Annotated in this window: 11 protein-coding genes and 1 pseudogene; 3 read left to right on the top strand and 9 right to left on the bottom strand. The window is 67.4% G+C overall.

The window, feature by feature from the left end; all coding sequences use genetic code 11:
* Positions 1 to 16: 16 nt before the first annotated feature.
* The 5 genes and pseudogenes from ACY48E_RS01775 to ACY48E_RS01755 all read right to left on the bottom strand — a co-directional run bounded on the left by ACY48E_RS01775 (position 17) and on the right by ACY48E_RS01755 (position 5,101).
* A complete protein-coding gene (locus tag ACY48E_RS01775; protein WP_462870328.1) occupies positions 17 to 1,924 on the bottom strand; it encodes an ABC transporter ATP-binding protein in 1,908 nt (635 codons plus the stop codon).
* Positions 1,921 to 2,841, bottom strand: coding sequence for an ABC transporter permease (locus tag ACY48E_RS01770; protein WP_462870327.1), 921 nt, complete (start codon positions 2,839 to 2,841; stop codon positions 1,921 to 1,923). Before ACY48E_RS01770 ends, ACY48E_RS01775 begins: the two co-directional genes overlap by 4 nt.
* Positions 2,838 to 3,817: pseudogene (locus ACY48E_RS01765) on the bottom strand (ABC transporter permease). Before ACY48E_RS01765 ends, ACY48E_RS01770 begins: the two are co-directional and overlap by 4 nt.
* Before the next feature lie 244 nt (positions 3,818 to 4,061).
* Positions 4,062 to 4,529, bottom strand: coding sequence for a phosphoribosyltransferase (locus ACY48E_RS01760; RefSeq protein WP_462870326.1), 468 nt, complete (start codon positions 4,527 to 4,529; stop codon positions 4,062 to 4,064).
* A gap of 20 nt (positions 4,530 to 4,549) precedes the next feature.
* On the bottom strand, positions 4,550 to 5,101 hold the full coding sequence (locus ACY48E_RS01755; protein ID WP_462870325.1) for a hypothetical protein: 552 nt from the start codon (positions 5,099 to 5,101) through the stop codon (positions 4,550 to 4,552).
* Between the two features lie 284 nt (positions 5,102 to 5,385).
* Here ACY48E_RS01755 and ACY48E_RS01750 point away from each other — a divergent pair, with 284 nt between their 5' ends.
* Genes ACY48E_RS01750 through ACY48E_RS01740 form a run of 3 tightly spaced genes read left to right on the top strand, consistent with a single transcriptional unit; the run spans position 5,386 to position 8,750 of the window.
* Entirely contained in the window at positions 5,386 to 6,294 is a 909-nt protein-coding gene (locus ACY48E_RS01750; RefSeq protein ID WP_462870324.1) for an AurF N-oxygenase family protein, read from the top strand.
* A gap of 46 nt (positions 6,295 to 6,340) precedes the next feature.
* Positions 6,341 to 7,771: an FAD-dependent oxidoreductase gene (locus ACY48E_RS01745; RefSeq protein ID WP_462870323.1), complete on the top strand. Its 1,431-nt coding sequence runs from the start codon at positions 6,341 to 6,343 to the stop codon at positions 7,769 to 7,771.
* A gap of 19 nt (positions 7,772 to 7,790) precedes the next feature.
* Positions 7,791 to 8,750, top strand: coding sequence for an asparaginase (locus tag ACY48E_RS01740; RefSeq protein WP_462870322.1), 960 nt, complete (start codon positions 7,791 to 7,793; stop codon positions 8,748 to 8,750).
* A gap of 6 nt (positions 8,751 to 8,756) precedes the next feature.
* On the opposite strand, the gene ACY48E_RS01735 is transcribed toward ACY48E_RS01740, so the two are convergent.
* The 4 genes from ACY48E_RS01735 to ACY48E_RS01720 are packed head-to-tail and all read right to left on the bottom strand — an operon-like array spanning position 8,757 to position 12,100.
* Complete coding sequence (locus ACY48E_RS01735; RefSeq protein WP_462870321.1) at positions 8,757 to 10,409, bottom strand: signal peptidase I; 1,653 nt, start codon at positions 10,407 to 10,409, stop codon at positions 8,757 to 8,759.
* Positions 10,410 to 10,413: 4 nt separating this feature from the next.
* Positions 10,414 to 10,989 (bottom strand): SipW-dependent-type signal peptide-containing protein, encoded by a 576-nt coding sequence (locus ACY48E_RS01730; protein ID WP_462870320.1) that lies wholly within the window; start codon positions 10,987 to 10,989, stop codon positions 10,414 to 10,416.
* Complete coding sequence (locus tag ACY48E_RS01725) at positions 10,986 to 11,582, bottom strand: signal peptidase I (RefSeq protein ID WP_462870319.1); 597 nt, start codon at positions 11,580 to 11,582, stop codon at positions 10,986 to 10,988. Before ACY48E_RS01725 ends, ACY48E_RS01730 begins: the two co-directional genes overlap by 4 nt.
* Positions 11,579 to 12,100 carry a hypothetical protein gene (locus tag ACY48E_RS01720; RefSeq protein ID WP_462870318.1) on the bottom strand — a complete coding sequence of 174 codons (522 nt, stop codon included), beginning with the start codon at positions 12,098 to 12,100 and terminating at the stop codon, positions 11,579 to 11,581. Before ACY48E_RS01720 ends, ACY48E_RS01725 begins: the two co-directional genes overlap by 4 nt.
* Between the last annotated feature and the right edge of the window lie 34 nt (positions 12,101 to 12,134).

Below are 12,134 nucleotides of genomic sequence, written 5' to 3'. Positions count from 1 at the left end.
GTTCTCCGTAGCGATGTCACGTGCTGATCCCTTCGTTCGTGCTGGCGAGTGTCGCAGCGACGGTCGTGAACGGCCGACGCCTGATGGTGGGGTCCGGGATGGGGATGGCAGCGAGCAGAGCCCGGGTGTACTCGTGCTGCGGTGAGTCGAACAACGCTGTCGTGTCACCGGTTTCGACGATCTTTCCGCGGTACATCACGGCGACCCGGTGGGCAAGGTGCTTGACCACCGACAGATCGTGCGAGACGAACAGGTAGGAGAGCCCGAGATCGCGCTGCAAGTCCTGCAGCAGATTGATCACGCCCGCCTGAATCGAGACGTCGAGCGCGGAGACCGGTTCGTCCAGCACCAGCAGCTCGGGGTCGAGCGCGAGCGCGCGGGCGATGGCGATGCGCTGCTTCTGACCACCGGAGAAATCCGCGGGATAGCGGCTGGCATGCTCCGAGCGCATGCCTACGAGCTCGAGCAGTTCGAAGACGCGCGCGCGGATGCGCTCCTTGTCCCACCGCGCCAGCACCAACGGCTCGGCGAGCACATCGAAGATCGGCATACGAGGGTCCAGCGAGGCCACCGGATCCTGGAACACCACCTGCAGTCGCCCGCGAACGCCCTTGCGATCGGCGGCCGTCATGGTCGCGACGTCCTGGCCGAACAGCTCGATGGACCCGGCCTCGGGCTTGGTCAACTCGAGGATCTGGGTGATGGTGGTGGACTTGCCGCACCCGGATTCGCCCACCAGGCCCAGGGTTTCACCCTTGGTGATGGAGAAGGAGATCCCGTCGATGGCCTTGACCTCACCGATCCGCCGCTTGAACACCACACCCTTGGTCAGCGCGTAGGTCTTCTCGAGGTCGGTGACCCGCAGAACCGTGGGGCCTGCCTTCTTGATGTCGACCAGTGCATCGTCGACGTGGTCGATCGCATAGACCTGCTCGGCTTCCTTACCTGCGACCCGGTCGACGTGGATGCAGGCTGCGGCGTGATCGGGGCCCACCGACGCCAAAGTGGGCTCGGCGGTGAGGCATTCGTCTGTGACCAGGGGACACCGCGGCGCGAAGGGGCACCCGGGCCCCAGATCCGTCATCGACGGCGGGGTGCCCGGGATGGGAACCAGGCGCCCACCGGTGGGTGCATCCAGCCGCGGGATCGACCCGAGAAGGCCGACGGTATAGGGCATTCGGGGCGCGGAGTAGAGCGTGCGGACCGGCGCGGTCTCCACGGCCCGCCCCGCGTACATCACGATGGTGCGGTCGGCGAAGTCCGCGACCACGCCCAGATCGTGGGTGATCATGATGATTCCGGCACCGGTGACGTCCTTGGCCTTCTGCAGCAGATCGAGGATCTGGGCCTGCACCGTCACGTCGAGAGCCGTGGTGGGCTCGTCGCAGATGATCAGATCGGGATCGTTGGCGATGGCGATAGCGATCACCACGCGCTGACGCATACCGCCGGAGAACTCGTGCGGGAAGCCCTTCGCCCGGGTGGCCGCGTCGGAAATGCCCACCAGTTCGAGCAGTTCGATGGCCCGCGCCTGCGCGGCAGCGCGATCGGTGTAGCGCCCGTGCACCATCAGGGCCTCGACGATCTGATCGCCGATCGTGTACACGGGCGTGAGCGCGGTCAGCGGATCCTGGAACACCATCGACACCGTCTTGCCACGGACCTTCGACAACTCCTTGTCACCGAGGCCGATCAGCTCGGTGCCCTGCAGCTTGATCGATCCGCTCACCCGCGCCTGATCGGGCAGAAGTCCCATCACCGCAAGCGAACTCACCGACTTGCCCGACCCGGACTCGCCCACGATGGCGAGCACCTCGCCCTTGGAGACGGTGTAGTCGATACCGCGGACCGCGTGCACGCGCCCGCCTTCGCCGGGGAAGCTGACCTCGAGGCCGCGCACCTCGAGCAGTGGAGCGCCCGTCACGAGCGGCCTCCTTCGGATCGAGCGGCAACGGAGTTGGGATCGAGTGCGTCACGCAGCCCATCGCCGACGACGTTGGCCGCGAGCACCGTGGCGATCAGGATGCCGCCGGCGAACAGGAACAACCACGGGAACGTCAGGGCCGAGCTGGTGCCGTCGGCGATCAGCGAGCCGAGCGAGACGTCGGGCTTCTGCACACCGAACCCGAGGAAGCTCAGACCCGTCTCGGCGAGGATGGACGCGCCCACGTTGAGTGTGGTGTCGATGATCAGCAGCGACGCCATGTTCGGGATGATGTGCCGGGCGATGATCACCCGCGTGGGCGCACCCATGTACCGCGCTGCCTGGACGAACTCGCGGTTCTTGAGCGTCAACGTCATTCCTCGGACGATGCGCGAGGTGATCATCCAGCCGAACACGGCGAGCAGGACGATGAGGATCACGATCGAGCCGGAGTCCTTGATGCGTGGGGTGAAGATCGCGATGATGATGAAGCTGGGCACCACCAGGAGCAGGTCGACGATCCACATCAGGATGCGGTCGGGCCAGCCGCCGAAGTAGCCGGCCGCAGCTCCCACCACGGCGGCGATGAGTGTCGAGAACAGGGCGACGGCCACGCCGATGATCAGCGACTTCTGCAGACCACGCAGCGTTTGCGCCAGCACGTCCTGACCGATGGCGTTGGTACCGAACGGGTGCTCGGCGCTGGGCGGCTGCAGCAGGGCGGTGTAGTCGAGCTGCTTGTAGTCGTACGCCAGAAACGGAGGCAGTGCCCACGCGGCGACGAACAGCAGGATCAGGAACACCGCCCCCGTCACAGCAATGCGGTTGCGCAGGAACCGTCGCCACACCAGCGCGCGGCGCGAGGTGCCGACCGGGGCCGATGCGGCCGTGACCTCGGGGGTGGACTCGGTGCTCATGAGGCACGCACCCGAGGATCGAGGGCTGCGTAGAGAACGTCGGAGAGCAGCCCGGAGAGAAGGATGATCAGCCCGGTGAAGGTGGTTAGCGCGGCCACGATGTTGGTGTCCTGGGTGTTGATGCCGATGACCAACCACTCGCCGACCCCGTGCCAGCCGAAGATGGTCTCGGTGAACACCGCGCCGGTCACCAGGGCACCGAACCCGTACGCGAAGATGGTGGCCATCGGGATCAGCGCCGTGCGCAGACCATGTTTGAGCAGCGCTTTTCGACGGGTGAGGCCCTTGGCCCTGGCGGTGCGAATGAAGTCGTTACCCAGCACGTCGAGCATCGCGTTGCGCTGGTAGCGGCTGTAGCTGGCAATCGAGATCAGGGCGAGGGAGAGCGTGGGCAGCACCAGGTGCTGAACGCGATCGACGAAGTGGGTCCAGAAACCGCCCTGCAGCCCGGCCGACGTCTCGCCGGTATAGAGGAAGATCTGGGCCCCGACAGGGAATTGATCTGCAGCGCGCCGTATTTGAGCAGTGTCGCCACCAGGAACACCGGGGTGCTGAGCAGCACCAGGGAGACCACCGTGGAGAAGTAGTCACTGAACTTGTACTGCCGGATCGCCCCGGCCGCGCCGATGAGCACGCCGAGCACGGTGCCGATCACCGATCCGATGATGAGCAGCCGGAGCGAGACCAGGATGCGGCGCCCCAATTCGTCCGTCACCGGTTGGCCACCGACGGTGTTGCCGAAGTCGCCCTTGGTGACCACATCCGACAACCACATGCCGTACCGAACGGTGATGGGCTTGTCCAGGCGCAGATCCTCGGCCTTGGCGTCGATGGTCGACTGCGGTGGCCGGGGGTTGCGCTGCATGAGGGAATCGAGCGGCCTGAAGGTCAGCGACGCGAGGCTGAACGTGAGAAACGACGCGATGAGCAGCAGCACCACGTAGTTGGCTGCCCGTCGCAGAAGAAAGCCGGTCATGCACTGCCTCTCGCTGAGTGGCGGGCGCTTCTGACGCCGCCGCTCGGTACTCGGGCGCTGGTGTTCAGCACCTTCCGAACCTGATCCTGCCGCCGACGGGTTACCCCGCCGTTACGTTGAAACCCGTACGTGTTACGCGCCGGTAAGTAAATTACACATGAACCGGCCAAATTCGACAGTTTCCAAAAACTTGCCCTGAACTGTTCTTTTTCCCCGATTCACGGCCTATTGTGGCCGACCTGTCCTACAGCCTTACAGCTTCCGGCAGGGTACTCCACGGGAAGTCGATCCACGCGTCGGTGGTCTTCCAGGAGAAGTCGGGGGCGAGGACCGACGACGGTTTGGTGTAGAGGACCGCGGTCTGCACGCGATCGGTGTGGGCGGCCAGCAACTCGCCGACCACCTCGAGGGTGCGGCCGGTGTCGGCGACGTCGTCCACCAGCAACACGCGCTTGCCGTCGATGGCTCCGGTGTCCAGATGCGGCTCGAGCACCACCGGATCGGGCAGGGTGATGCCCTCACCGCTGTAGAACTCGACGTTGATGGTGCCCACCGCCTTGATGCCGAGCGCGTACGCCAGCGCCCCGCCGGGAAGCAGACCACCGCGCGCGACCGACACCACCACCTCGGGCGCCGAGCCGTCCGCAGCGATGGACGCGGCGAGCGCACGGGTGGCCACACCGAACATCTCCCAGCTGAGCACCTCACGCATGTTGAGAAACTACAGCGAATTCACGGCATCTCCACCCGCTGCGCCCGTTCGATGTCCGTCACCGCCATGATGACGAACTGACCGGGCTCGGCCTGCAGGCGCTCGAGCAGGGCCGTCAGCAGAAGCGTTGCGGCCACGATTTTCTCGTCGTCGGAATACTGCGGGGGCGCCGGGCTCTCCTGGCCGTCGTCACCGTGGATGCCGGCCACCACCAGCGGATCGAGGTCTATGCCCAGCGCCCCGAGCAGCACCGCGGTCAGCAGCAGACGATCGACCTCGACCAGCGGCTGCGCCGAGGACTCGACATCGCGCAGGGCACACGAGATCAGCACGTCCTCCACGAGGAGGTCGACGTGCTCGGCGGTGAGGCCGTCGGGATGGGTGCGCTCGAGCACGATGCGCAGCACCGCTGCCTGCAGATCGAGCGCGACACCGTGCGGCAGTGCCGCCAACTCCTCCGTGGTGGCGGCGATCAGCCGACCATCGTCACGCCGGACCGCGTCGATGGCAGCGCAGACGGTGCGGGCAACGGTTCGGGCCTCGGTGGGCCAATGACTGGGCCATGTGGTCATCGGTCGAGAGTGGCACACGGGTCCGACAGGCAGGGTGCGGACCGGCGACAGGGCCGCTGTGGTCATCGATGCGTGCACCTGCTGTGAGCAGGGCCTCCTGTCACTCCCGTATGTGAGCATCGCCACGAGCACCACAGCCGAAGGCGGGCCCGACAGCCTGTGGTCACGGGGATTTGCTTGTTACTCTGTGTACCGCGACTCTCGCCTACCAGGCCGAGGGTCGAATTGGTACATTCAACCCGGTACCCAGCCCGAAAACCAACTCACGGACGGGAAGCAACGCTGTGACTCAATCACTGGTCGGTTCCGACGTTGTCGGCGGACGCGAGGACGTCGCCGCCCGTTTGCTGGAGTCCACGGCGCTGATGTCGTTCGATCCCGAGACCGATATCGACTGGGACGCCCCGCTCGATCCCGATCTCTACGGGCTCAACCCGGAGTGGAGCACGCTCTACGGCACCGCGATGTGGGACGAGATGTCGCACGCCCAGCGTGTGCTGCTGACCCGCCACGAGGTGGCGTCGGTCATGTGCACCGCAATCTGGTTCGAGGTGATCCTGCAGCAGATGGTTCTGCGGGACCAGTACTGCAAGGACCCGACCGGCACCGAGTTCCAGTACGCGCTCACCGAGATCGCCGACGAGTGCCGCCACTCCACCATGTTCGCCCGCGCCTGCGAGGCGATGGGCATCCCCGGCTACGTCCCCAACATCGGCAGCCGTGAGCTGGGGCGCTTCTTCAAGGCGCTCGCGTACGGAGAGCTGGCCTACGGCGCCATCCTGGTCGCCGAAGAGGTCTTCGACATGATGCAGCGCGACTGGATGCGCGGCGAGAACGTGCTGCCCCTGGTGCGCATGACCAGCAAGATCCACGTCGTCGAAGAGTCGCGGCACATGACCTTCGCGCGCGACATGCTCAAGAAGCGGATCGCCAACAAGACGATCCAGCAGAAGGACATCTACGGCTTCATCATCTCCATCGCGGCGAACGTGATCGTGAAGAACCTGGTGCACAAGCGGGTTTACGCCGCCGCCGGTCTGGACACCAAGAGGGCCGTGCGTGAGGCCAAGAACAACCAGCACCATCACGCGATGATGCGGTCGAGCAGCGAGAACCTCATGGCGTTCATCCGTGAGGCCGGTTTGATGAGCCCTGCGTCGGCAGCGATCTACCGCCGTCTGCACATGCTCTGAGCGAGGATCGCCCCCACTCTCGCCCGAGACCCGGGAGTCTTACCCGATGGCGTTCGCTATCACCCAGAACTGCTGTAACGACGCGTCGTGCCTGGCGGTCTGTCCCGTCAACTGCATCCACCCCACGCCGGACGAACCCGATTTCGGCAAGACGGACCTGCTACACATCGACCCACGCGCCTGCATCGACTGCGGTGCCTGCGCCGACGCGTGCCCGGTGGACGCGATCGTGCGCGTGAACCTGCTCGCCCCGGATCAGAGGATCTACGCGCAGATCAACGCCGACTACTACGAGGGCGTCTCCGCCGAGCACCCGTGGAAGCCGCCGAAGTTCCCGCCCACGCTGGTCAACAGCCTCCCGAGCTTCTCGGTGGGCATCGTCGGCACCGGACCGGCCGCGTGCTATGCCGCGCAGGCGCTGCTTCGGCTCGGCGACACCCGCGTGACGTTCTACGAGAAGCTGCGCAAGCCCGGTGGGCTCGCCCGCTACGGCGTCGCACCCGATCACGTGGGGACCCGCAGGATCAACACACACTTCAAGCTGTTGTTCATCGCCCCGCGCGTGAAGACCCGCAAGCGCGTGACGGTGGGCCGTGACATCTTCCACACCGGCCTGACCAGCAAACACGATGTGGTGGTCTACGCGACCGGGGCCGCTGCCGATCGGCCCATCGACATTCCCGGCACCCGGCTGCCGGGATTCATGAGCGCCCGCACCGTGGTCGGGTGGTACACCGGACACCCCGAGGTGGCGAAGGACGCGGTGGACCTGCACGGCGTGGACCGCGTGGTGCTGATCGGCAACGGCAACGTCGCCCTTGACGTCGCACGCATCCTCACCGCCGACCTCGGCGACCTGGTGGGCACCGACATCTCCAAGCACGCGCTCAAGGCATTGAAGAACTCGCGGGTGCGCGAAGTGGTGATCGCTGCCCGCCGCGGACCCGAACACGCAGCCTTCACACGGTCGGAGTGCCAGGCGCTGGTGGATCGCACCTCGGTGGAGGTGGTCGTCACCGGCGACGACCTCGAACGTCTCGACGCCCTGCCGTCCTCGGCGGCAGCCGCCCCGCTCGCCGACGTTCCCCGCGTCGCGCTCGGTGACCTGCCGACGCGTCCGCGCATCGTCTTCGCCTTCGACCGGCCACCCGTCGCCATGCACGGCACCCATCACGTCGAGTCGATCGAGTTCGACAGCGCCGACGGCCCCGTCACCGTGCCGGCACAGCGGGTGCTGCTGGCCATCGGGTACCGCGGGGAACCGGTTGCCGGGCTTCCCTACGACGACGAACGCGGCACCATCCGCAACGAGGGTGGCCGGGTGGTGAACGCCGACGGCACCCGTGTGGAGCGCACCTACGTGGTGGGGTGGGCCAAGCGCGGCGCCACCGGCGGCATCGGCGACAACAAGGTGGACTCCGAGGCCACCGTCGACGCCATCCTCGAGGATATGGTTGCCCGCACCGCGAGGCCCTGACCAAGGCTAAGGTTGAGCAGTGCCGAACATAGCGGTGGTGACCACGGGCGGAACCATTTCCAGCACGTACGACGCCGACGGCGTGAGCACCCCCACCGTCTCCGGCGTCGACACCCTTGCCGTGGCCGGCAGCCCGCGGCCCGACGCCGACATCGACGTGGTCGACATCATGTCCATCGACAGTGCGGCTATGGGTCTGCGCGACTTCGATCGGGTTCGCGAGGCCGTGGCCGCCGCGCTCGCCGACGGGCGCACGGACGGTGTGGTGGTGCTGCACGGCACCGACACCCTCGAGGAATCAGCTCTGCTGGTCGATCTGATGCACGACGACCCACGCCCGGTGGTCTTCACCGGCGCCCAGCGCACCGCGGACCACCCGGACGCCGACGGCCCCGCCAACCTCGCCCACGCCATCGACGTCGCTCTCGACCCTGCGAGCCGCGGCCGCGGAGCGCTCATCGTGTTCGCGGGATCGGTCTTCGGTGTCCGCGCCACCATCAAGCTCAACACCGACGCTGCCGCCGCATTCGGTACCCGACCCACCCCCACCGGCGTCGGCCGTCGCACCACCATCGAGCCGGTTCGGATAGCGGGCGTGCGCGTGGACATCGTGGCGCTGTACCCCGGGTGCGACCGTGTGCAATTGGACGCCGTAGTCGCCGCGGGAGCGCGCGGGGTGGTACTGGAAGCACTCGGATCGGGAAACACCAACGAGCACATGGTCTCTGCCGTGCACGCCGCCTGTAGCGCCGGAGTGGTGGTGGCCGTCTCGACCCGCGTGCCGCACGGTCCGGTGATCACCTCCTACGGCGGCGGTGGCGGTGGAGCGGACCTCATCGAGGCAGGCGCACTGGGCACCGGCTACTACCGTGCCGGGCAGGCCCGCATCCTGCTGGCCGCGCTCATCGCCGGCGGCCATGACGTGCCGACCGCCTTCACAGCCCTCTGCGCCGAGACGGTGGCCGGGCAGATCGACTGACCCCTCTCAGAGGAGGGCGGCAACATCGCCGGGTAGCTGATCGGTCGGCACTGCAGTGACGCCGCCGCCCGGCACCACGCGCAGCGGCGCCGTCGAGGGGGCAAGAAGATAGAGGTTGCCATCGGCTCCCCACACCACCCCTGACCCGTATTTCGCACTGGGCGTGATGGTTCCGGTGTACACGCTCGCTCCGGTGGAGTCGGTGACCGTGACGGTGGACCCGCTCACCGACGCGGTGAACCCGCCGCTGCTCTGCGCCGATCCCTCGGCCACGAACCGCGGTGACACCGAGGGCTCCGATGTGGTGGGAAGCGCGGTCGTGGTGGTGGCGGGCGGCGTCGTAGTGGTGGGCGGTTCGGTCGTAGTGGTGGGCGGCGTGGTGGTGGTCGTGGGCGGCACCGTCGTGGTGGTGGTGGGCGGCGCGGTCGTCGTGGTGGGCGGCGCGGTCGTGGTGGTGGTCGTGGTGGTGGGCGGCGCGGTCGTGGTGGTGGTGGTGGTGGTGGGCGGCGCGGTCGTGGTGGTGGGCGCGGTCGTGGTGGTGGGCGTTGTCGTCGTGGCGACGCGGGCCGATTGGGCGGCCAGGGAGGTGGTGGTGCCGCTGGTGACGCAACTCGACAGCACACCGAGACCGATGAGGGACGTGACGCTGATCGTGCGGCTCAGACCTGTAGCGGACACGAAGTTCGACGACCGCGAGAACAGGGTGACCGTCCACTGCGTGAAGAGGTTCAGGATTGCGCTCGGCGGTCCCGCCGACGTGGCGCCCGGCGGGAGGTCCTGGGTGACCGAACCACCGAGCGTGCTGGTGTAGACCAGTCGATAGCCGTACGCAGGGTTCGAGCCCACCCAGGTCAGGGACGCGGCAGTGAGCAGGAAGCCCGTCGTGGTGCAGGTGAAGCTCGTCGGGCGGGTCAGGGTAGCGGCGCTGACCGTGGCACGGGCCTGGGCGGTATCGGTCAGTGCCGCCGCGGTGATCTCGGATCGCGATAGGCCGGCACCGACCGTTGCGGCGGTGAGGGCAACGGCGACAACGGCACTCGTCATCACCACCGGCCGTCGGGTGTGGCGGCCCGACTCCGGTTGGCGGCGATGGCGACCTGGCTGCGAGGGGCGTCCGGGCTGCGAGCGGCGTCCGCCGGTCGGTCCCGCAGCGCCGTCGGGTCGGAGCGCGATCCTGATGAGCAGCAGTGACGCCAACGCTCCCAGCGCAATTGCGTAGGGGCTGCTCAGCCAGGACACCACGTAGCCGGCGTAGGGCACGCTCGCGATCACCCGTACCACCGAGTCGACGACGTAGGGCTGGGGGTCCGGCGACGAGTTGGCATCACCGGCCAGAGTCATGGAGACCGAGTTCCCCACAGGTGGAGCGAGCGCGACCACGCGGTGGGTGATGCGGCTGCCGTCGTCACGCCGCACGCTGACGATGTCGCCGACCGTCACACTGGTGGCCGGCTCCTCGTGGCCGATCGCCAACGATCCGGTGGGGATGCTCGGCCCCATCGACCCCGACCGAAAAACCAGGGGCGTGATCCCGAAGGCAATGGTGCACAGGGCAAGTGCGATGCAGACCAGACCGGCGACGGCGCCGAGGGTCAGTGCGGTCTCGCGGATCCACCGCCGTGTCCGCGGCGGTGGGATGCAGGGCCCGGTGTCGGTCATGGCTCTACACCGACGTCGCAGTGAAGGTGAGTACCACGTTGCCTGTCGCGCCCTGCAGAGAATTGGCTGCGGTGGTGGGCAATTGGAACTGCAGGCACAGGGTCTCGGTGCCGGAGGTCGCTGCGAGGGGTCCGCGGGTTCCCCCGACCGGCTGTGCCGTGGCCAGCGAACCCGGCGCGGGAGTGAGAGCCGTGCCGCCCGTGCAGGCATTGCCCACCACGCTCACCGCACCTGATCTCGCGGTCAAGGTCAGGGCGGATCCCAGCGCGTCCGAGCCCACCGCAGAAATGGTGTACGTGAACGGCAGACTCCCCGAGTTCTGCACCGGCAGGGTTGCCGCGGTGCTCTGGCCCGGCAACAGGGCGAGCGGCGAGGTGAAGACGACCTGATACGGCGTGGGGGTGCCCTGGTTGCCGTCGAGCCTGATGTCGACGGTACCGGTGGAGAAGACACCGGAGGTGGTGGTGGTCGAGGTGGACCAGGCCGCGAGGGTACCGACGGCGCCGAGCCCGAGAACCATGCCCAGCGACATCAGCGCCCGTGCCCGGGCGCTGATGAGGACACGCAGGACAGCGCTCATGGGCCGGCGTGCTCCCAGTGCTGCTCGGAAGCGGTCCGATCCCGTCGAATCCTCTCGCGCGCTGCGGATCCGAACTGCCACAGGGCATAGAGCGCCAACGCACCCGCGGCCAGGTAGATGCCCCACGCACGGGTGCTGCCACTGAACCAGTTGTTGACGTAACCCAGGTAGGGAACGGAGTACCAGAGCGTGCCGCGAACCTGCACCGGCTTGACCGGTGTGGGATCGGGTGCCGAGTTGCGGTCGCCCTGCATGGTGTAGACGCGTTTGCCGTCCTTGTCGAAGCCGATACCGACGACACGATGGGTGATCACCTCGGGCTCACCCGAGCGAATTTGATAGGTGACCACCGTGCCGAGGGCAATGGAGTTCGAATCCGTCGGGCGCACCACCACCAACGTCCCCGGCGGATAGTTCGGCTCCATCGACGAGGTGAGAATGGTGTACGGCTGCGCCCCGGCGATCTTGGGAATCACCACCGCGATCAACAGAACGGCCACGAGGAAGAACAGCGCCAGGAACGACAGGACCCGACCCGCCCACCACAGGGGTCCGGTGTGCTGATCGACGGGGGCGTTGGTGGCGTGAGTCATGTCGAGACCGCTCCGAACGAGAAGACGATGGTGAACGTGGACTGGGCGGACGCGGTCGCCGTCGCGAGAGTGCTACGGATGCACCAGATCTCGCTGGCCCCCACAGCCAACGGGCGGGAGGTCGACGTTGCCGCCGCACTGGTCGAACCCGAGGTGAAGGTGGTGAAGGCCGTGGCACCGACCGGGGTGTTGGTGTCGGTGCACCCGGCGGCGGACGCGACGACGGTACCGGCGAGGGTCACCGTCACCGCGGGCCCTGCCGAGACCGACGGACCGGCCGCGGTGAGCGAGTAGGCGAGCGGGGCGCTGCCGGTGTTGGTGATGGTCAACGGCTTCTGTACGAAGTCGCCGGTGATGATGCCGGTCTTGGCCAGGGCGGTGAAGGTGTAGTTCGGGTTCGATCCGGCGCCGGTCGAGAGCGAGAGGGTGCCGGCCGTGATCGTGCCCAGCGGTGTGCTGGCCGTGTCGCGCCACAGCGCACCGGTGGACTGCACCGATCCGAGGATCAGTGCAGCCACCGCTGCCACCGTCGCGCCGAACAGGACTCGCCGA

The organism is Rhodococcus sp. AZ1, from assembly GCF_054979605.1.
Note: the sequence above shows the minus strand (reverse complement) of the source record. Positions and strands in the feature narration are given on the sequence as shown.

What these genes read in the sequence shown, in the direction of transcription:
- ACY48E_RS01770 (WP_462870327.1), bottom strand. Translation starts at nt 2,841, where the DNA reads ATGAGCACCGAGTCCACCCCCGAGGTCACGGCCGCATCGGCCCCGGTC.
- ACY48E_RS01760 (WP_462870326.1), bottom strand. Translation starts at nt 4,529, where the DNA reads ATGCGTGAGGTGCTCAGCTGGGAGATGTTCGGTGTGGCCACCCGTGCG.
- ACY48E_RS01725 (WP_462870319.1), bottom strand. Translation starts at nt 11,582, where the DNA reads ATGACTCACGCCACCAACGCCCCCGTCGATCAGCACACCGGACCCCTG.
- ACY48E_RS01735 (WP_462870321.1), bottom strand. Translation starts at nt 10,409, where the DNA reads ATGACCGACACCGGGCCCTGCATCCCACCGCCGCGGACACGGCGGTGG.
- ACY48E_RS01755 (WP_462870325.1), bottom strand. Translation starts at nt 5,101, where the DNA reads ATGACCACATGGCCCAGTCATTGGCCCACCGAGGCCCGAACCGTTGCC.
- ACY48E_RS01745 (WP_462870323.1), top strand. Translation starts at nt 6,341, where the DNA reads ATGGCGTTCGCTATCACCCAGAACTGCTGTAACGACGCGTCGTGCCTG.
- ACY48E_RS01730 (WP_462870320.1), bottom strand. Translation starts at nt 10,989, where the DNA reads ATGAGCGCTGTCCTGCGTGTCCTCATCAGCGCCCGGGCACGGGCGCTG.